This is a genomic window from Aeromonas sp. SER, from assembly GCF_038739615.1.
Taxonomy (GTDB): Bacteria; Pseudomonadota; Gammaproteobacteria; order Enterobacterales; family Aeromonadaceae; genus Aeromonas; species Aeromonas jandaei.
On the sequence record NZ_JBCGFC010000004.1, the window covers coordinates 107806 to 128477 of the forward strand.

The window sequence follows — 20672 nt, forward strand, 5'->3', positions numbered from 1 at the left end:
ATCACTCCTTAACCAGGTCAGCACGGAATTTTTTAAGCGCTTCAAAAACATTATCTGAAGCCTCATCTGCAGCTGCGACAACCTCTTCAGTTATGGCTCGCCCGGCAACATCTTGTAGACCACCCTCCGTTTGAATGAGTACCAGTAAACGTCCAAACCGGAGTTGGTTCTCCGCTGTCTTTGCCAATACAAACCGCCCTTTGTCAGGCAAAGTCAGTAGCTCACAGGTAGCAATTGCAGCATTAAGCTCATCCAATGACCGTGCATTTTTTGAAATGACATCTGCCAACTTGTTCTCAAAAGTCATATTTTACAACCTTCCCTTAGACTCGATAATTTCTTCGTATCGGCTTAGCAGTAACAACATCATCACTTAGCCCCAACTCACTTTGGCTTTCCTTTGCATGTTTCGACAACTGATCTTGCTCAGCCTCCCTTACTTGCCTCGCAGCAACTAACTTATTTCGCCTTTCAAGGTCTGCATCAAGAATTGAAGATAACGACACCCGTTGCTCAGGCCGCTCCAGCGGAAATTCGAAACTCATCGACTCACGAACGGCCTTCGCTTTCCGCTTGTGTTCCTCTAACCCAGGAATGTGCAAGTTGATATTTTCAAAATGACCAACCAACTCATCGTAAATCTGAGTGCATCTGTCCTTGATCAGAAAATGAAGAGGCCCGGAGCTAAGAGTGACCAAATCTTCATAGAAGCTATTCATCACATCAGCCCCCATCTGAAAAATGAGGTCTTTTGACTCATGCGGAGGAATGCCCAACTGTGACTGCGCAAAGCTAAGCCAGTGCTCTAGCTTTGCTTCAATCGTGCCACACACCGGCATTGCAAGTGCCCGGCTCAAGTTTTGTCGCAAACCAAAGACCGTTACGCGGTCATATGCCGGAGCCATCTGCAGAGTTTCACTGATAAAATGCCCTTTCGGGTCGAGCTGTTGAACATAGAGCAATGAAATGTTTTTCAGGTGCAAATCAGAATCCGCAATCATCCATGACAGCAGTAACTGGCGTAGCAATTCGTACTTCTCACTCTCCCAATCAGCATTAACCTTCTCCATTTCTTTTTTGACTGTTGCAGCGACCTCTTCGTATGATGACCTGTATTTATTGTTGACTGAGGCCAATACATCCACGCCAAGGATCTGCGCCATATCAAGACCAATCGACTTGGTATTTGATCCAGGTGCTGGGATATCAAATCGCTCGCTAATGAACATGCCATGTAAACCAGATGTCCACACCTGAGCCAATACTTTGGCTTCCATTTCAGTACGACTTGAAGATAAATCTTTCGCATCAAGAAAAGCATCAGCCAACGCTTGAGATACTTCCTGATTGACGCCATCGATCTCAACTTTTGAAAGCAACGCTAATGCAAACTTCGATGTACGTAAACCAGCAGCTTTAGAGGCCCTCATACCCAACCATTCTGCAAATGGCATGAGGTCATCACCGCTAATATTTAGAGCCATGCCGGGTTTGACAATGTGGCTAAATGGGTCACTTCCAGAGGCCGGGATGACTCTGACACTTCCATCGTTCGCAGCTTGCAATGAGGCCGCAAACTTAGTTTGCATGCCAGACACATTTGGCATAGTGATAGCACTAACCTCGATACCAGAGCTCAATAACTTACGATGATTATTCACCTCTTCTGTAATATCGAGCATGCGGGTTAAAACCACATTCTTAAGTATGTCATCATCAAGCTTTTCAAGTGGATACGGGATCGTAGCTTGCTGATAATTATCCAAGAACTCATCGGCATCCTGTCGATACACCACGCGGAGATGACCGAGCCCATCAGCAGTCACCATCCCCGTCTTTACCATTTTTTCAATTTCATTTTGGATGTCGAACTTTATATCGTGTCGACGTTCAGGAAGTAGACCATCAAACAAAGGGTGGATTATTCCACTATGGTTCAAACGCAAAATTAGGTCATTCAAGTAATTGCCTGGCCCCTCTGGGTAGAAGCTTCGGGAACCCAGCCTGGCCGTATAGGCAACTGGCTGATCAAACCAAAACAGCTTAATGTGGTGCTGATCGTCAAGAATGGCCCTATAGACTGCATCTAGTCCTATTGCCGTATCATAAGCCCCCTTGAGCCTACTCCACCCGAGGTCCGGTTCGTTATGTTCAATTCTTGCTAAAATTCCACTTATTGAATTGCTCGCAGCCCAATCAAAAAGCTTGTTTTGCATCAACCACGACACTACGCGCTCTTGGTATAGAGGATTAAGCATTGAAAGCGGATCTGCATCAGTACCTGTCTGTGCTTTTTCATTGTGAGTTCTTGATAATGGGCTGTCTGGCAACGCCGCATTGGGGAACATAAGCAATTCGACTAACGTGCGACTGAAGGGCAAGCGTCGTCCTCCTGCCCAATCAAGGAGGGCCCCCTCCCAAGAACGGTATCGATTATTATACATCGCACGTACACGTACAGGCTTAACCCTCGCAGCTTCGTGCTCTGGTAGATATCTGGCAATAGTAGCGCCCATATCGAAATCTGAAAGCCCGGACCGAAGCTGCTTGAGAGCAATACCATAGCGTCGATCATCACTCACTTTATGAGTCATCGCCCATGGACCGATCGGGTAGCTATCTGGCCAGCACTTATTTAACAGTATTGGGCCAAACTTCGCCAGGTCGTGATTGAAGGTGTCAACCCAGCTACTAAGCTCTGGCCCAAGCAGATCGTCAGGCAGAAAAACTCCATACTTGGCCAACTTTTCATTGTCGTCAGTTATAGGTATTACTGACCCGCCGATTACGCCAGCCTTGCTACCTAAAAACTCTTTTAGCTTCTCTACTTCGCCGAAGAACACCTTCATATCGCAATCTTTATTTAGTAGTGTTTAAACACATCATAGCCTTTGCCCGTACCACCATCAAGTAACTTGAATGGTGGTGCAATGATAAAAGCCACAATGGAAAAGGGGCCCGAGCGGGCCCCTTTTAAACTATCAAAACGCAGTCTACGTTACTACGGTTCAGCGATTCAGCTTTTTAACCTGATTTTGATGATCATCCTTGATCTGTTCTTTATTCCAATGACCCTTTGCAAAAACGTTCTCAACACCCCGACTGAGCGCTTCTTGATTTACAAACTCAAGCCAGTGATCGTATGAACGATCTATAGTCATTTGAACCATGACATTCGCACAAACTTTAGCAACAGGAGTCATGCTCACATCATGCCCCCAACGAGTTGCGGAACTTTGCTGTTTACCCAGCGCGATCCCACAGTTCCTAGCAGTATCTGGTATGATTTTACAAAGTTCTTCAAAAGTCCAATCTCGCTCGTGAGGAACCAACAGAGGATTTTGTGACCAAGCCCTAGTCAGCAGAGCAATTGTCGGGTTTAGAACTGCAGCCAACGCGGCCTTACCCGTCATAGTCGCATATGAGTTTGGCGACATCCGATAGTAAGAACGAGCTTGGTCAACAGTCAGCTGATGGATTGTTCTCCACTTCGTGACATCCCCCCCTCTTACTGGCCGCGTGGCGGGAATTTGCATAACCAACGAATCATGATCCAATGCATCTTCTTCATAAGTCGGCAAATAAGGAATCAGTTTCGGGAATTTTTGATAAAGACGGAAGAGATGTTGCACGTGCAACAAGTCGATCTCCGCACCGTCATCCTTGAGTTTGAGTAGTTCAACAAGGTCCTCAACTGTCAATTTGAACAACTTGCGTATTTGATACCCACTCAACCCAGACATTGAAACATATGAACGAAATTCTTTGACCAATACAACCTGGTCGAACAAGTCCATATCAACACCCTCAACTTTCATATCGCCACCACCACCAAAAATGTCGTTACTATGAACATAGCATGTTAAAAACAATTTTGCAATTGCGCAAAACCGCGAAAAAATAACAACGGCACTAACATTAAAAACACCAATTTAAATGCAATTAAAGTGGGTTAATCAAAACAACTTCATGCTTGACACTAAGTGATAAAAACTCTTTTACATCATCTAAATCACTTGGCACTGGCAATGACTTTCCGCTTTGGATTGTATTGGCAATCTCTCTTAAAAGAATATCTTTTGCATTTTGCAACACAAGCGTCCTTGAGTCCATCTCCAAAATCAAATCATCAAAATCTACAAATTCAACCTGGAAAGATTTGCTTTGCTCACACTTCAAGACGTAGGCCGGATATGCTGGGAAACCTAGCAATTGGCGGCGTATTTTTTTTCTGTTTTTTTCTAGCTTCGCGACAAGTTTATGCGCTCTTAAATGCGTATACCGTTTGAGCATCTGAAGTGATCGATGACCTGAGATTGATGCAATTTCCACCATGTCCAGGGTCCCCAGCTCAAACATTCTACTGATCGCCTCATGACGAAGGTCGTGAAAGTGTAAATCGTTTATGCCGACCCTTCTTATCATCGTTTTCCAAATAGATTTAAAACCGGACGCTGTATAACTAAATATCGCTCCCTCATGCTGCACCCCAAGCCTGGAGAAAGCTTCTCTCGCTCTAGTGGTAAGCGGTACATCTCGCTTGCTCCCATTCTTCGTTTGCAAAAGATGTGCGACACCTTGTCTGAGATCTAAATTTTCCCACCTCATACCTAGTATTTCTCCTTGCCGCATACCCGTCTCAATAGCAATTACTATTATTGAATATACCTGAGGGTTTTTTTTACTTTGTGCAGCTCGTAGCAATTTGCTTTCTTCTCTAGGCCTTAAACGGCGGTCGCGACCATCAGGAAGTCGTGGTTTTCTTACCAATAACAAAGGATTATCTGTGCAAGCCCCCCATTCAATTTTTGCAATTGAAAATAAATCTGAAAGCAATGCCAATTCCAACCTTATTGTATTTGGCGATAAAGGTCTCTTGGTCCTAACTGAGTAGACAGAAAGCCGATCATCTCGATATCCAGCAATGTCAACCGAAGTGATATCATCCAAATACATTTTTGCAATGGGATGTGAAAAAATTGGTGCCATACGATACTTTTCTTGTACGTGACCCTTTTTGTGTATCGAGACTTTTTCGAGATATCGGTGAAGTGCAGACTCCAGTGTTAGTCGCTGACGCAATTTATTCATAGTGATGTCAATAGTGATCATTTACGAGAGCGTGAGTGTATCAGATCGGCGCGAATCAAAAAAAGTAACCACGTTATGAGGATGCCTTTTTGCAAGCCCCAAAAAAAAGAGCCTCACCCTTAGCACTCTCACTACCGGTCCGCTGGACAAGATCCCCTTGCCAATCCGGTATGTGGCGGGGAGTTGAGAAAAGTCTTGTCCTCACTGGGTTTGCAACGACGAATTGTGTTAGCTGGCTTGATGCCTCACAGGGCATTTGCAAAATCGAACCCTATGTGGACATTTATTTTGATGAAAGTTTTTCTGAACCGCCAAATATAACCGCATCACTTTCGCTTCCATTCCCAGCAACCACATGTTCCCAAAATGTTTTAGATTGGTTTGGATATAGAGTATCTGACATTACAAAGAATGGATTCCGACTGTACGGTGGTTCTAGCCCCGGAGGTTCCGGTTGTGGTATTGCAGGGAGCAGTGTGGCAATTAGCCGGTTTGGATGGTTGGCAACTGGGAAGAAAGAAAATTAACCCTAGAATGAGGCTCATGCTTAACATGAGCCTATTGTAAATAGTTATTAATACAACAGGTAATTGAAGAGGCTAATACATTACATCAATAGAAATAAAGCCATCTCTTCCAGACGAACCATGAGTCTTATCATACCACCCAAAACTAGAATAACACCCTTGGCATCTACTGGAATTGCCACCTGAACCATACCCTAACGGGGATACTCCAATGGGGGCATTACCGCCTTCATCAGGGCCTACAGCTATGTAGTTACCGCCTTGGCCACTGGAGCCAGAAGTTGAACATTCCCCATAGTTAGGTGAGCCTGTGTGACTACTACGCCCCCCATCGCACCAAACATAGTCTCCAAATCTTGTTATCCCCCCAGGATTGTTGGCTGCTCCACCTTTTCCAATTGTTATTTTTATTGTTTCATTTTCTGTGAAATTGACAGGGTATGATAATAAATACCCCCCACTTGATCCGCTAATCATCCGTCCTGGTTGAACATCGGAGCCGGAGTCGTAGCCCCCGCCGCCTCCGCCAACAATTGATAGAAAACCAGACTTCACACCTTTTGGTACGACCCATTGACCGGAAGCTGTGAAAGTATACCGGTATAGGTTTGGTTTTGACGCCCCACTCCAGCTACCGGATTGGCAATTGCCAATCCGGTAGTTGGCATAGTTCCGTTAAAGATGATACTGAATACCAAATTTATTACACGAACCGTAGCGGCGGCAGCAATGGCTACATGGGCCAGTTGTGGTTAGGTAAATTCAGGGTAAATGGCGATGGTAGTCGAACATTTCTTGGATACGCTTCAAATTCAGTTGTATGCAATGGCTGGTGCCAACCACCTTGGTAGTGGCGATCACAGCATGTGCGTGGATCGCCGTTTTACTTGTGAGTAAACATCACCATCCGACTGAAAAAAAATTAATCCATCCTTCTGCAACCTTGCCTGTAGAGGAACTCGAAACCCATCCATTAAATCCTTGAGATGTGCAAGCGGAACTGTCAGCAACATCTGGTAACGGACTATTCCCAGCATCAGCCGAGACGTTGATATTTAGACAGGAATGTGGGTACTTATGTTTGAATGGCACGAACTCCCCCATTGCAGAATCAGGTCTGATATAACGCCTACCCCATTGCATAATCACGCCGCTCGGGAACACTATCTTTCCGTCAGTCCCGATATCAGCCTCGTCATTCCATGGTTTCCTCCACGTACCGGATTGGCAATTGCCAATCCGGTACTTGGAAGGGGCAGCGGCCAACCAGAGCGATTACCGTTGCAGGTGGCCGAACGTGCATTCAAACTCAGGCGGTAGCTTCATGTCCTGATGGCACCACATTAGTAGGGGGTGGCTTCCAACTTGCCAATCAAATTAAGTCTGGAGGCACAAACTCGCCAGATGTATCCAGGCCGCTAAATTCAAAATCATGGGTAGTTGTGGCAGGGGGATATCCTGATTATTGTTTCGATGCATACGCAGTTTGTGCTCAATGATTCAGAATCAAATCACTGACAAACAGCAATAGCCAATATCATTTAGAAGACCATGGCTAAGTTTATTGACAAAAATATGACGCAGTTCAATTCCAAGCTACTTGGGCCAACAAACGGCTCCCCCGGTTACATTTCCGCTGTTACCCACAGCATAAACGCTCAAGTACCAGTATGCGCCGCTTTGGTATACCTGCATGTTTGTATGATTTTCGTTCCTGCTTTGCGAAATTGATAGAGCGCAATAGTGTGTTGAAATTGGCTGTATAGCTTGTGTGTTAGTTGAACCATAGCCAGCCACAAGTTTATGAAAAGTGGCTGATCCACTGCTCTTTTTACCTGGTGATGCCCACATACCGGATTGGCAATTGCCAATCCGGTATGTGGCGGGCGGCGAATACAAAACAAGAAGGGGGGTTATATACAGTCGCTGGAAATTGCTCTCGGACGAATCCTGTCACGGGATCGTTGAGTTGCCCCAGCGGTTTCACTCCGTATCAAGTTTATTACGACTGGTATGATTGGGGGGCATGCAAAGGTGGCATGCAGCTTTACTGGTGTAGATCTAATTAAATGACCATTCGGTAGCTACCGGAATTGGCAATCATAGGCAGAGAGTTAGATAGTAATGTGGGTTTTCGCTTCCTCCTCGAAGGCGCACGATCTGAAAGACTATTGGCAATAGACTCACATTGAATCCAGGCGGACAACTCAACGATCCGGTGACTGGGTTTGGGAAATTATCTCCCGCCACAGTCATGTCTTCTCTTATAAGGTAATAACCTCCCGACCGTCCAAGTGCTTTCCAAGTACCGGATTAGCTTGCCAATCCGGTACGTGGAAGGGGAGTAAAGCATCCTTTAGAATTGTTTACAATTATGCTTGTTCTGCTGACTGGGCTGAAGCGAGGTGTAGTAGTGATGAAATTGTGGTGGGCGGTGGTGGAACCTCTTTCGGAGGTGACTGGCATTGTCCTGGAAATACAGGTTCATTCAGAGATACGTCTGGCAATTCATCTGCCCCAATGCTCGATGGGAGTATGCCATCGGCAGATTTAAAGGGATGGAAGGTTACTGGAGGACATTCGGTCCCTGGCGTAGGAGACAATTTACAGGTTTATGCTGTATGTGCAAAACAATAGGCTCCGCTTACTCATAGTCATAGCAGGTGGCGATCCACCGATTCACATGATATGAGACCATAGACCAGTTCCTTTTTTCATTAACGGAATAGTCACCGGTTTGAAGATATGTTCCTGTTGCCCGATCAGAACATGGCTCATTAGTCGTTACAACACACCACGAATGGTAGCCTAAACTCACTGTGGGATTATTTCCGCACCCACCCCCTCCAGAGTAGGTAGAAAGCCTGATCTTGGGGTTTGCTGACCCCTGGCGTTTCCAGCTACCGGATTGGCAATTGCCAATCCGGTAGTTGGCGAAAATCTGGCGATAGAATACCTCGCGGGGTCATGTGTGGAGTTAGAGACTCGAATTTAGATCATGGTGCATGGCATGACTGTGATGGACTAAATCCTGCAGTATCCTGTCCTGTCGGTTGGGCTCCACGGGCGGTTTTTGCAGCGGATGGACACTGGTTTAGGACATGCGTAAAGCAGTAAAAAATCAAATGGGGAGAATGCTGTATCTACAGCTTTGTTATTATGCTTATAAGAGCTGTCTGCAAAGAATTTCATGATAGTCACTTTTCCCCCTCCCAAATTGGCCATCACCAGTATCCATCAACCCAACCATCACATATCCATCTGGGCATCGACCAATTCCTCCACTATTAATGTTGACGTAATAGTTCACGCCATTGAATACACCTTCAGGCCCTAGCAATGGCTTTCCCCCTTGCTTCTTCCACATACCGGATTGGCAATTGCCAATCCGGTAGCTGGAAGGGATTGGGGGCAGAACCGGCTTCGTGGATTGACGTATCCTTCTCAAGAAGGCTAAATACCGACTACCTAAATCATTTATCTAAAACGATTTTTGTGAGCGCACTACTAAGTGGACCAACTGTATGCGCCCAAGGTTTTTCAGAAGGAGTTGAGGTTTCCAGGCTTAACATCACTAATGTTTCGTATAGCACCATTACTTTCCCTGTTGCAGCGGGAAAAAATTACACTGTTAGTTCTTGGTGTGGAAATCAACTCTTGTGGTGGCGTGAATTAAGGTAGTTTTTTAACTAAAATTCTCAAAAATTACCCACCCGCGCTAACGGTTTTTTATTTATCGCAAGCCATGAAAATCCACTTACCGCTCGTCCATTGACTGCTGTTGAACCGCATGCTGCCGCAGCTGATGATGAAGGGCTTGCCCCGCCAAACAGCCTAAAACCATTTTTTGTCACATTAACCACGACATGATCTATCGCATCTGATGCACCTGCAGTACAAGGCGTGAAAGGAAATAATTTTGATGATGACACAATTATCTGGGGTATTGATGTCATGCTATTTTCAAATACCACATCGATATAAGGTAAATCTGAGCATATAAATTGATCTTTATTTAACCAGTATGAACTACAGTTACTGGTGTAAACACTCCCACTCATAATCTCGGTAGATTCAGCTCCCTTCCAGCTACCGGATTGGCAATTGCCAATCCGGTACGTGGAAGAAGGGGGGAAGCGGCAAACCAAAAATCTACACAGATGGACTCACATCATACGGGGAAGCTACCAAGAACATTGGCTCACACGACTCATGTGTTGTAACAGGCTTTTTTGTTGATGACGGAGCTTGTTATGCCCAAGAAATGCCAGGTAAACAATGGCGAATATATATCAAGCCATTCGGCAACTCTGTCAGTTGCTATGTAACTTGTTATACTTGGGGGTGATAAAATGGCCTAAAATGATTTTATAAATTTAGTTACTTTACGCACACAGCAAAAGCACGGAAACACGAGTTACCAGCTTTAGCGCCCGCAATTACTGCCCAACCATTTCCATAAGGGGCGCTTGAATCTGGTGCATTTGATGATGATGGGCTTCCTGGGTTCCAGGAACTAATCATGTACCCTCCTCCAGTGACCTGATAACCAACCGGACATGTAGCAACGGTTAAGTTACCTTGTGTTGGTGGATCATAAGTTGAACATGAAGATGTTACCGAATCTGCTTTCATCATGTTGTTAGCCCACTGTTTTTTCCACATACCGGATTGGCAATTGCCAATCCGGTACTTGGCGGAAGCCTCAAGATAAACTCAAATTCAATTGGCGTTTTGCAAGTGGAGGCGACTATGTCGTTGCATATTGTGCTTCGAATGAAAAGGTTATAAGCGGGAGCTGTGGAACGGATTTGAGTGCAGCCATAGATACACAGGGCATTAATCCAAGCTTGAACGGATATGCATGTGGAGACTTTGGTGACACTGCCAAAGTGTTTGCTGGAGCACTCTGTTTGATGAATGGATTTTAATCATTTCACGCATACAGCAAATGATCTAAAGCAAGAATCACCTGATTGCGGGCCTGCAATTACCGCCCAGCCATTTCCGTTAGGCACACTAGAATCTGGAGAAGTAGATGCCCACTCATTTGCCGGGTTCCAATGCTCAATCCTGGCGCCTCCCCCTGTGACCTGATATCCAGTTGGGCAGTTCGCCTGGGATAGTGAGCCATGTGTGGTTGTTGAATACTTGGCACATGATAAAGACGGAGCGTCAGCCCTAACCATATTAGTAGCCCACTGTTTTTTCCAGCTACCGGATTGGCAATTGCCAATCCGGTACTTGGAAGGGGGTTGAGAAAAGTCTTGTCCTCACTGGGTTTGCAACGACGAATTGTGTTAGCTGGCTTGATGCCTCACAAGGCATTTGTAAAATCGTACCCTATGTGGACATTTATTTTGATGAAAGTTTTTCTGAACCGCCAAATATAACAGCATCACTTTCGCTTCCATTCCCAGCAACCACATGCTCCGAAAATGTTTTAGATTGGTTTGGGTATAGCGTATCTGACATTACAAAGGATGGATTCCGATTGCACGGTGGTTCTAGCCCAGGAGGTTCCGGTTGTGGCATTGCAGGGAATAGTGTGGCAATTAGCCGGTTTGGATGGCTGGCAACTGGGAAGAAAAAATAGCCACTTATAAAGGCCATACAGCAATAGACCCACTAAAGCTTTCCAACGGAGACCCAGACTCAGATCTTGAACTAAACTCAAAAACATAGTCGCCCGGTTCAAGGTTTATGACACAGGCAGATGATACGTGTGCAGGCGCACCATAGCTCATGTTTGCATTATAACCGCACAGTTTCCCTTTAACTCCGATCCCAGCAGTGGCGAAAGAACCATACTGCCCTGAGCCGATATTGGTTATAAGGCTGGAAATGACAGTTGATGGTGATTTTATCTTTAACGTATATAGTCTGACATAACAAGGAGCGCTGGTAACAAGACAGCCACCAGGGGTGTAGATATATCCACCTGTGAATGAATCAAAGTATGAGGATTTTGACTGCTTGGCCCACATACCGGATTGGCAATTGCCAATCCGGTATGTGGAAGAAGCAAGGAGGAAAACTATCACGAGGTCAAATTGCATACTCCCCGATGATAAATAATGGAGTAAGTTACTCTAACTGCCCTAGACCAACCAAGCTTGTCACTTGTGAAACTGCAACAGCTGCAAATTTTGATTCATGGCCAAACAATTCATGGGTTGATGTTGGTTTGACATATGAGTCTGGGAATAGAAATGAGATGATCCCTACAGCGTTAGGATTATCTGACTATAGCAATAATCGATGCATTGCACGGTCAGGCATATACAATGGAGTTATATATGCAAGGAGTCGTAATCAGGCTATTTGTTATTGATTGCAACTACTATTGGTGTCAAATATGACCAGCCGCTAGGCGATGCAATGTTATTGTTTCACATCTGATATGCGTAGATAGTGAAAGCCCCCTGCCCGCAGGGCCTATTCTCCCTTGGGTATGATCGAATTTTGTATGACGCTCCAGGGGGCACGGCAAAGCTGATGAAAGCGATTTTTCCAAAAGCAGGATTGTTACTAGCATTGGCGCTGATAAGCTGACCAGAAACATAGCCCTCCAAGTGTGAAGTATTACCACATTCCCCTCCTGCAGTGCCGCTATTACCTCCTTTAACGTACAAAAACTGAGTGCCGCTTCCTCTGTTCAATCCTGAAAAATCACCTCTATAGCCACCCAAATAGATATATTTTCCAGAAGAAGAACCCTGCCCCTTCCACATACCGGATTGGCAATTGCCAATCCGGTATGTGGAAAAAGCAAGGAGCAAGTGAAGGCGGTGTAAGACTTTGCGTTAGTTGTGGTGGGCGCTGGCCAGTATATTCTGGTTCCGCCATAAAGGTTGGTGATTTCGGAGGGTGGAATATGTTGGGCGTAGGTTGCTCTGGATCTTTTATGACATATCAAAACCCCTTCGTACTTCCTAATTTTTGTTCTTCTAAATGATTTAAGATCTCTTAATGAAAGGCCACGGCAATTGACAAGGGCATTAATTGCAAACACGCGCATCAACATATGCTCCACTTACACATGGCCCTAAATTCGTGCATGCAATGATGATTGTCGAGCCTGAACTTCCAGCAGGGCATGAGCATGACCCAGTAACAGGGTTTGGATAAAGGCACGTTCCAGAAGTCCATAGGACACCGAAGCCACCTTTACTCGAATACTGTTTTTTCCACATACCGGATTGGCAATTGCCAATCCGGTAGTTGGAAGAAGCCTCAAAAAATTGAGCAACCTGTTATACGTGACGATGGGTTATTCGGCCCTGATTCTGATTTTCAAAGTTGTGAGAGTGATGAAATCGTGGTGGGTGGTGGTGGTGAATGCATGGATCCTGCCAGGCATTTCATCCATCATTCACAGCCACAAATGAATGGTTGGGTAATAAACTGCTTTGGTGTTCCTGGTTCATCAGACTTACCGGCTAAGGCATATGCAATATGCCTTAAAAAACAATAATCAGCTGGAGGCGAGTCACAACTGCTGTTACGTGAGTTATGAATAGATCGTATTAAGAGCTATGTTTTTTTTGCACATAACACCGCTGTGTCATCGCTACCATGTTCCCACGAACCATTACCAACACCTTTACCTCCAACGCTGCCGAATCCTCTTCCTCCAAATTCGTCACCATCGACACCATATATCGCATACCACACCCCAGGAGCAGACGCTGAGCACATGGCTCTGCATAGGTTTGTGGCCTCAGATAATGTTGGCGCTCTATATGCTATTCGAGCGCCATCAACATAGCACAAATCAGATATATAGCTTCCGACTGACTGCTTAGCCCAGCTACCGGATTGGCAATTGCCAATCCGGTATGTGGAAAAAGCAAGGCGGATCCGTGACGTTCGGCCCTGAAACAATGGTAAATGGCGTTAGCTATAACTACATGTGGAATGGTTTTGATGGGCCAGTTAGATGCCCTGATGGTCAAGTGATAGTTGGGCTATACAGAACCTCAGCTGATGACTATTTCCATTTCCTTTGCCGTAAACTACTTTAACTCCGCATCTTTGTTTATTGAGCACATGATAAAATCAGTTGACAACCGCACATATTAAAATATGACTCCATGAACTTGCACTCCCTTCGAAACCGCAACCCCCAGGCATCTAGATGGTTTGCAGTAGGATATTAGTCTTGAGATCATTGTGTAGAAACTAGCCTAACGGCATGTTGTTACATACGAGCATTGGCCTGATGGGTAAAAGTTCCAATCGTCTCTAAACCCACAGGTGACAATCCTGTTGCCATCAAAGTACGCTACCCCCCCTCCGTAATAAAAAGGCTTTCCGTGATGGTAAGTTGTGGCGTTGGCTACACTCCATTGACACTGTGATGGACTGAACCCCGGAGGAAGGGGGATCTGCTGGCCGTGGCTCAACAATCCGGTGATCACATAGCTGCCTGAGCCCCCCTTCTTCCACATACCGGATTGGCAAGAAAGTAGTGCGCCTGCCGGATCTCGACCTACGAGGCCATTCGGTGAGCACCCAGCCCCCTCAGTAGCCACACCATTGATCTGAGCATACTCACCAGCAACCAATCTCCCGTTCGACTGTACGAGATTGCCATAGACCGCGTTACCACTGATGTTGCCATTCGCCGTTACATCTCCCAATGAATGGATTCTCTTACTTACTTCAAAGTAGCTACCGTTGTCGTAAATATAACCGCCGACATTAGAGCGAAATACAGATGCAAAAACGTCTCCCTGCGCTCTAACGTTGCCTGTTGCTTCCACCCCAATCTTGGAACCTTGATTGTCTTTGAATAAGACACGACGTTCACCGCTAGTTGCAAGCTCGATAGTTCCTGCTGAAACACCCCCATTATGCAGACTAATAGAGGCTGAACGACCTGTTACTGATGTATTTTCAGCCAGTGAGATTGAACCTTTATCTCCGCAACATTGACCAGCTCCATCACGTGAGAAATGCCCATGCTCGCCATTAACATCTTTTGCATTAACTGTAGTGGAGTTCAATGTGTCTATACTTGCTGATGTTGCAGTTAGAGTATCGATGGCATTTATCGAATTCCCCCCCATATCAAGATCAGTGTTCATTCGATTCAACTCTGGTTTACCGGTGACCTGGCTGCGATAGAGATAGTCAGTCTGATTCAGACCATCTGAAAAAAACATCATGCTAGCCAAATGGCCATCACCAACGTTGGCCCCAGCGCCATATTTTGCAACGATCCCAGTCTCCTTCCAGCCGGACATCGCCCCTGTGGCATTGCCAGACTCCACATACCCGCCAGCAGGACCAATCATTCGTGCCACAAGCTTGGAATCGAGGAGTCCAATGGACTGCCCACCCTCAGTCAAAAGCATTGCGTCTAACCGGAAGTTGGGTGCAGTACCAGCTTTGCTTACTACAATTTTGTAATTCTGTCCGTATTGATTCAACAATTGACATGGTGTACTAGCACAATTGAACATTGAAGGGGGAAGGTAGTCTCCCTTAAGGCTATCAATTCCAATTGTCTTTGGCAGTGAACCACTCAAGATTGTTTTGTAATTATCTTCGAGGTACTTAATTGATGCTGTCTCAACACTTTTATGATGTTTGGCTGCTAGTCTTGCCACTTGCTTGCTAGTGTAATCGGCAAACAACCCTACAGCCTGCGATGTCAATATCGCCAGCAAACCAATAACAACTATTAACTCCATGAGCGTAAAGCCACGGGCTCGCCCCAAATTCATTGCACGAACGCTCATTTAGTACCCCTTACTCAAATAAACAACAGAACCAACAGGAAATGATGATGAGACTGGAAAACTCATTAATGTCCCGAGAATTTTTGATCGCATGCTGCCATTTGATTCAACAGTGCCAACCAAGCAGCTATCTTTTGTCAACTGCATAAGTCGGCCCAAAACAGCCTGGGAACAGCCTACACAAGCAGTAAAGGCTGCACCTGAATCCACGTACCCCACAATGCTCGGTTGTTTTATGTACCAAGAAGGAAGGCTTAACGCAGCATCAGAGGGTGCCCCCACAATTGATTTGTTGCGCTCTGCATATAGGGTCAACGTATGATGATAAAATTGCATGTTCGCCGCCATGACATAAAACTCATCACTACTTCGTTCTGCGTAATGCTCTTCAATATCGTCCTGCGTAGCTTGAGTCAACAGAAGGACTCCAGCCAATACCAATAGCATTGCGTAGTTCATACGCCCCCCATAAAACATTGTTTAAAGCATAGCATCTTAACATCCACTACAGTAGCATGAGGATGATTGTTCTCAAACTTTTAGGTGACATTTAGGAGGTGTTATGAAGTCTGTAGTGGCGCTGTCCGTTTTACTTGCGCTATCAACCAGCCCTATTACTCAAGGTCGAGACAATTCACGAGCGGTGCAAAACAGTTTAGTCATTGATAGATGCGTAGAGTTAGCATCCGTCAAATTTCGCATACACTCAGATCTGCTTAGAGCAATACTCCTAACAGAAGGGGGGGGAGCTGGTGCTAGAAACAAAAATACGTCAAATGGGACATATGACTATGGCCACGGGCAAATCAACGACGTTAATGTCCCGGAGCTAGAAAGTCATGGAGTAACCAAAGACGCGCTAAGACACGACCCATGCACAAACATCGGCTCAGCAGCATGGTTACTTAGCAAACACTTAATCCGAGCTGGACAATGGGGGGTTGAAAATCCAAACCCAGAGAAATTTTGGAAGGCCGTTGGAAATTACCATTCAAAGACAAAAAAATATAATGATATATATCAACGTAAAGTATGGGAAAATTTACAAATAATTCAAATGGCCAGAATGACTACACAGTAACATTCAATCCTGGCCATGCGCCTCTATAGACTATTCTCTACCTACACCCAATGAACGAACATTGCGCCTCTTTTGTTCCGATGCTGCATCAAGGGCCTCATAATTTTCATCTTTTACTGCTGCGCGAATATCGGACTCTATTATCACTTCTTTCAGGACCAATCTGCGTGCGGCGCCCACTCCTGCATTGCGCATGACTTGATGGGTGACCGCTGTAATACAGTCAGCAATAACACTAGACCCCATCCCGGATAAGTTAACAAGTCTTTCGACGGCAGAACCAAGGCTGTCTGCATGAATAGTGCTGATCAATAGGTGACCTGAAGACGCCGCATTAACGACCTCTATAGCTGTAGATTTGTCCCGTATCTCTCCAATAAAAATAGTGTTGGCACCGGATCTCAATGCAAGCGTAATTTGCTCTTTGTAACCACCGTTGTGACGACCAGCATGCACTTGGATGCAGCGCCCCTTCCCTACTCGCCCGGAGAGCCTGGTTTCTGGTGGATCTTCTAATACTGAACTTATACCAGGAACCGCATCCATTCTGGCTTTCAGCATGGATGCTGCAGTTGTAGTCTTACCTGACTGCATGGGGCCAGTGACTAAAACCAAGCCTGTGCTTTGAGGTGCAGTTATGAGCGCTCTCATATCGCCTGTTAACCCAATGGATAATAAGTCTCGCGTTTTTAACTCTACTCGCCTAAGAACAAACACACATTCACTTTCGGAGCTTTGAATTTTTGTTCCACGATACATATAACGTTCATCACCGACACTTCGCCATAGCGTGAACTCCTGCATGTCTTCAGATGCTTTTATACACTCATCTCGCAACTTTTTTAAATCATCATTCAGTTCTTCACTATTTATAGGCCTAAGCCCTTCAGCGTCACATACTTCAGCAAGACCATCTGATACAAGATATAGATCAATAAAATTCAGTGATTCAACAACCATAGGCTGCATCTTTTCATCCTCTAAAAAAATGCAGGCACGTTATTTCGTGCCTGCACAATTAATTAAAAGCAACGACAACGCGCAAGCCTTATTAACCGGTTATATCAAAACCAATCGTGTTTCCGGTTGCCGCTGTGGCCTTATTACATTCCACCTCAGCTGTTGGCTTTGATACTGGGAGAGCTGTGATTGACGCAGAACCGATGGACACCTTTGTGACAGTTCTCTGCTTGCTAAAGGCTGAAACGATAATCGCACACTCTTCTGCTGGGACCTTGGTGTCGGTTAGCTTGAATGATGTAACACTGGTTTGCGTTGATTTGAGTACACCACCCCACTGGTTCGTGATCGGAGTAATCAATTCACCAGACGGATATCCCATAGCGCCCTTGTTGATCCTGGTGTCATTGATAGCCTGAGTTATCACATCAGTTTCCACTTGGGCGCCATTATTCGAGAAAAGGCTGGTGATCTTATCGCCGAAGGCGGCATAAATCATGGCAAAAAAAGCAAGAACCACAAGGAGCTCCATCAGAGTAAAGCCACCTTGCTTCCCAATACGTGATTTTTTAGAACGTGAAACCATTAGAATTTTCTCCCTTACATATTTGCAATACTATCACTCATCCCCTGAATACCAAGGAGAATCATGACGGCGACAAGACCAATAAATAAAATACCTACACCTAGCAGGATAGCCGCAAGCTTATTTACGTGCTCGACAGCATCATCTAGCCAATCCATTGCATACTGATAAATAGCAGTCTCTGAATTACTTGAGCTACCAAGCATTTTTAGAAACAAAACAGCCCTCTTGTCTGGAAATTCATAACCACTTCGCTCTAATGCCTGGCCAAGATTACTGCCCAACTCAATATTATATTGTATAGATGCCAATCTATCACGCAACCATGGTGACGCATTATTTTTCAGATCATTTAACACCTCAACAAGCTGAATCTGTGCCTTTAGCATGACGCTGATATTGATCATAAACGTAGCGCCATTAATAATCCGGTACAACGAATAGGGTGGAATGGATTCGGCTCTAACCCGAAGGATTGGTAAGTATCTACTCCAGTTTGGAAGTGTCCATGCGATGAAGATGCAAAAGAGGATTACGCCCACCATTGTCATTCTTCCGTACTCGTTCACATAATTACTGATGTGGTAAAGCATCATGGAAATCAATGGCCAAGTTTCAATATCTGAAACCTTAACTAGCTTAGGTATTACCTTCTCAGCAATAATCACTATAACCTGAGCGGCCCCCAAGATAAGTATTGTCGGATACACCGAAGCCTTCACTATCGCTGATGTGATCGCCTTTTGTTTCTTCATGACAATGATAATATCAGATATTGATGCGGTAAGCGTTGATGCTCCCTCTCCTGCTTTAATCATCATCATTTCTGAGTATGGAATCCAATCACTAAGTGACTCACTCAATGACTTACCATTATTCATCTTCGCGCTGACATCCATCATAATCTGAGCAAGAGGAGGCCGATTAGAACCTAACCTACGCCCGGAATAAACCTCGATAAATGATTTGATAATCGCATCCATTTTCATATTGTTTTTAAGCAATACATGGAGGTTACGATAAAAGTCAAGCCTAACTGCGTAGTTAAACTTTGACTTCAACCTATTAACGCGATAACGCATCAAGAAATCATCGATAATCATGATGCTCCCCCGCTGGATATTTGTTTGACTTTGGCAACTCGCTCAGCCTGATGTATTGCACCTAGAGTCACTTCATCTTCATCGAGAAGGCAAACATCGGTCTCACCTATAGATGGGTCTACAATTCCCTTATTGATTTTATCAATTAATGATTGGCATTTTGTAATGCCATTCATATGCTCAACCCAATACTTCATCGCTGCCAATTTTCCACTTTGTCTGTAGACTTCCAGCAAGGCTGAATTGGTTTTGACAACTTCAGCAACAGCGGTCCTTCCGACAACTCCGCGATTATTGCACTCAGCACACCCGTTACCAATGATGCAAACACTCTCTGGATTTGCATAACGTTTTACACGTCTAACCACGTCTTCCGAAACTCGCGCTTCATTCCCAAGAAATGGCAACTTACAATTATCGCAAAGACGCTTTGTCAATGACTGATTTACCAATCCAGTTAGCACTTTTGGATCATAAAGAAATGCTACGTCAATCCCGATGTCGGCAAGCCTTTGGATACAACCGAATGCATCGTTAACATGCAATGTTGTATACACAAAGTGGCCGGTAATAGCAGCACGAATTGCACCCATTGCAGAAGATGAGTCTCTAACTTCGCCAATAAAGATGATGTCAGGATCCAGCCGCATAACACTTGAAATTGACTTTGCCCATTCACGGCTTATTGCATCATCATCATTTTTATCGCAGATAATCTGAGTTTGCCTTGCGCCTTCAATTTTGTATTCAGGAGGGTCCTCGATTGTGATAATGTTTTTCTTTCCTTCATATTTTCGATATTGGGCATTGAGCATATTAGAGATCGTGGTTGATTTCCCTGACCCAGTAGCCCCTGACATGAGCATAAGCCCAAACGGTCTATCAGCAATTGACCACAGATCCGTTTCTTGCTGCATAGAATAACCAGCATCAGTCAAACATATGTTTTTATTCTCTTGCTTGGAAAGCAGCCGCAATACCATATAAAGGCCATCATCTGTTGGCCTTGTTGATACTCGACACCCACTCAGCCCACATTCAGCAACGAATTCGGCACCAATGCGACCATCTTGAGGTTTTTTTTCAATAAGGTATGGCTCACCCTCACTACACATTGTTGTGTAAAGCGTCCCCTGAAGAGCCTTCCCTTTCTCCAGGTTCAATTCTCTAACCCGTACCATATCCCCATCTATCCGATTGAAAATAATGGTCACTCGCGCCTGACTGCTGGTTAAAATATGAACATCCGATGCGCCTGATTTTGCAGCATGAGATATTATATTTACCACTTCCTCCTGCATTTTTGATGAATCTTCAATAGATGAATCATCCAGCAAGGACATGTCATCACTGTAAAACTCATTTTTTAGCTGTAGCAGTGTTTTTTCTTCAAGGCGAGGTGTTTTACCAAGAGTTTTGCAAGCTAATTGAAAGTATTTTTGAAATACGGAGTCGCGCTTCGCCTCTTCAATGAGGAAAATAACACCATCGTGATAAGCGAACAGCTCACGATGACTAGAATCCTTTATAAAAAGAGGGTGATTTGGATTTATGCAGTCAAACATGATGTCCACC

Annotated in this window: 12 protein-coding genes; 1 reads left to right on the top strand and 11 read right to left on the bottom strand. The window is 44.9% G+C overall.

From position 1 onward, the window contains the following. Position 1: 1 nt before the first annotated feature. From AAHA41_RS07790 to pilM, 7 genes are all read right to left on the bottom strand, one after another. Positions 2 to 307 (bottom strand): hypothetical protein, encoded by a 306-nt coding sequence (locus AAHA41_RS07790; protein WP_136502079.1) that lies wholly within the window; start codon positions 305 to 307, stop codon positions 2 to 4. Positions 308 to 323: 16 nt separating this feature from the next. Further along, the gene (locus AAHA41_RS07795) at positions 324 to 2849 is read right to left on the bottom strand and encodes a HipA domain-containing protein (RefSeq protein WP_323069313.1); all 2526 of its coding nucleotides are present in this window, start codon (positions 2847 to 2849) and stop codon (positions 324 to 326) included. 159 nt (positions 2850 to 3008) lie between these two features. After that, complete coding sequence (locus tag AAHA41_RS07800; protein ID WP_136502081.1) at positions 3009 to 3818, bottom strand: hypothetical protein; 810 nt, start codon at positions 3816 to 3818, stop codon at positions 3009 to 3011. A 124-nt stretch (positions 3819 to 3942) separates the two neighbouring features. Next, positions 3943 to 5091 (bottom strand): site-specific integrase, encoded by a 1149-nt coding sequence (locus AAHA41_RS07805; RefSeq protein WP_136502082.1) that lies wholly within the window; start codon positions 5089 to 5091, stop codon positions 3943 to 3945. 4225 nt (positions 5092 to 9316) lie between these two features. Next, on the bottom strand, positions 9317 to 9679 hold the full coding sequence (locus AAHA41_RS07810) for a hypothetical protein (RefSeq protein WP_323069310.1): 363 nt from the start codon (positions 9677 to 9679) through the stop codon (positions 9317 to 9319). A 4128-nt stretch (positions 9680 to 13807) separates the two neighbouring features. Further along, positions 13808 to 15367 carry a shufflon system plasmid conjugative transfer pilus tip adhesin PilV gene (pilV, locus tag AAHA41_RS07815; protein ID WP_323092174.1) on the bottom strand — a complete coding sequence of 520 codons (1560 nt, stop codon included), beginning with the start codon at positions 15365 to 15367 and terminating at the stop codon, positions 13808 to 13810. Next, complete coding sequence (pilM, locus tag AAHA41_RS07820; RefSeq protein WP_168797162.1) at positions 15368 to 15826, bottom strand: type IV pilus biogenesis protein PilM; 459 nt, start codon at positions 15824 to 15826, stop codon at positions 15368 to 15370. Between the two features lie 103 nt (positions 15827 to 15929). Between pilM and AAHA41_RS07825 the strand changes: the two genes are divergently transcribed. Next, a complete protein-coding gene (locus AAHA41_RS07825) occupies positions 15930 to 16448 on the top strand; it encodes a lytic transglycosylase domain-containing protein (protein ID WP_323069308.1) in 519 nt (172 codons plus the stop codon). 30 nt (positions 16449 to 16478) lie between these two features. Here AAHA41_RS07825 and AAHA41_RS07830 read toward each other — a convergent pair whose 3' ends face one another. The 4 genes from AAHA41_RS07830 to AAHA41_RS07845 form a co-directional block, all read right to left on the bottom strand. Then, positions 16479 to 17417, bottom strand: a complete 939-nt coding sequence (locus AAHA41_RS07830) for an ATPase, T2SS/T4P/T4SS family (RefSeq protein ID WP_323069306.1) — start codon at positions 17415 to 17417, stop codon at positions 16479 to 16481. Positions 17418 to 17499: 82 nt separating this feature from the next. Then, the gene (locus tag AAHA41_RS07835) at positions 17500 to 17994 is read right to left on the bottom strand and encodes a type II secretion system protein (RefSeq protein WP_136502088.1); all 495 of its coding nucleotides are present in this window, start codon (positions 17992 to 17994) and stop codon (positions 17500 to 17502) included. A gap of 14 nt (positions 17995 to 18008) precedes the next feature. Next, complete coding sequence (locus AAHA41_RS07840) at positions 18009 to 19097, bottom strand: type II secretion system F family protein (RefSeq protein WP_323069305.1); 1089 nt, start codon at positions 19095 to 19097, stop codon at positions 18009 to 18011. Further along, positions 19094 to 20662, bottom strand: a complete 1569-nt coding sequence (locus AAHA41_RS07845; protein WP_168797163.1) for an ATPase, T2SS/T4P/T4SS family — start codon at positions 20660 to 20662, stop codon at positions 19094 to 19096. Before AAHA41_RS07845 ends, AAHA41_RS07840 begins: the two co-directional genes overlap by 4 nt. Positions 20663 to 20672: the final 10 nt, after the last annotated feature.

Excerpts from the sequence above, each read along its gene's own strand:
- AAHA41_RS07840 (WP_323069305.1), bottom strand. The coding sequence starts at position 19,097 with ATGATTATCGATGATTTCTTGATGCGTTATCGCGTTAATAGGTTGAAG.
- AAHA41_RS07825 (WP_323069308.1), top strand. The coding sequence starts at position 15,930 with ATGAAGTCTGTAGTGGCGCTGTCCGTTTTACTTGCGCTATCAACCAGC.
- AAHA41_RS07845 (WP_168797163.1), bottom strand. The coding sequence starts at position 20,662 with ATGTTTGACTGCATAAATCCAAATCACCCTCTTTTTATAAAGGATTCT.
- AAHA41_RS07795 (WP_323069313.1), bottom strand. The coding sequence starts at position 2,849 with ATGAAGGTGTTCTTCGGCGAAGTAGAGAAGCTAAAAGAGTTTTTAGGT.
- AAHA41_RS07790 (WP_136502079.1), bottom strand. The coding sequence starts at position 307 with ATGACTTTTGAGAACAAGTTGGCAGATGTCATTTCAAAAAATGCACGG.
- AAHA41_RS07805 (WP_136502082.1), bottom strand. The coding sequence starts at position 5,091 with ATGAATAAATTGCGTCAGCGACTAACACTGGAGTCTGCACTTCACCGA.
- pilM (WP_168797162.1), bottom strand. The coding sequence starts at position 15,826 with ATGAACTACGCAATGCTATTGGTATTGGCTGGAGTCCTTCTGTTGACT.
- AAHA41_RS07835 (WP_136502088.1), bottom strand. The coding sequence starts at position 17,994 with ATGGTTTCACGTTCTAAAAAATCACGTATTGGGAAGCAAGGTGGCTTT.
- AAHA41_RS07800 (WP_136502081.1), bottom strand. The coding sequence starts at position 3,818 with ATGAAAGTTGAGGGTGTTGATATGGACTTGTTCGACCAGGTTGTATTG.
- pilV (WP_323092174.1), bottom strand. The coding sequence starts at position 15,367 with ATGAGCGTTCGTGCAATGAATTTGGGGCGAGCCCGTGGCTTTACGCTC.
- AAHA41_RS07810 (WP_323069310.1), bottom strand. The coding sequence starts at position 9,679 with ATGAGTGGGAGTGTTTACACCAGTAACTGTAGTTCATACTGGTTAAAT.
- AAHA41_RS07830 (WP_323069306.1), bottom strand. The coding sequence starts at position 17,417 with ATGCAGCCTATGGTTGTTGAATCACTGAATTTTATTGATCTATATCTT.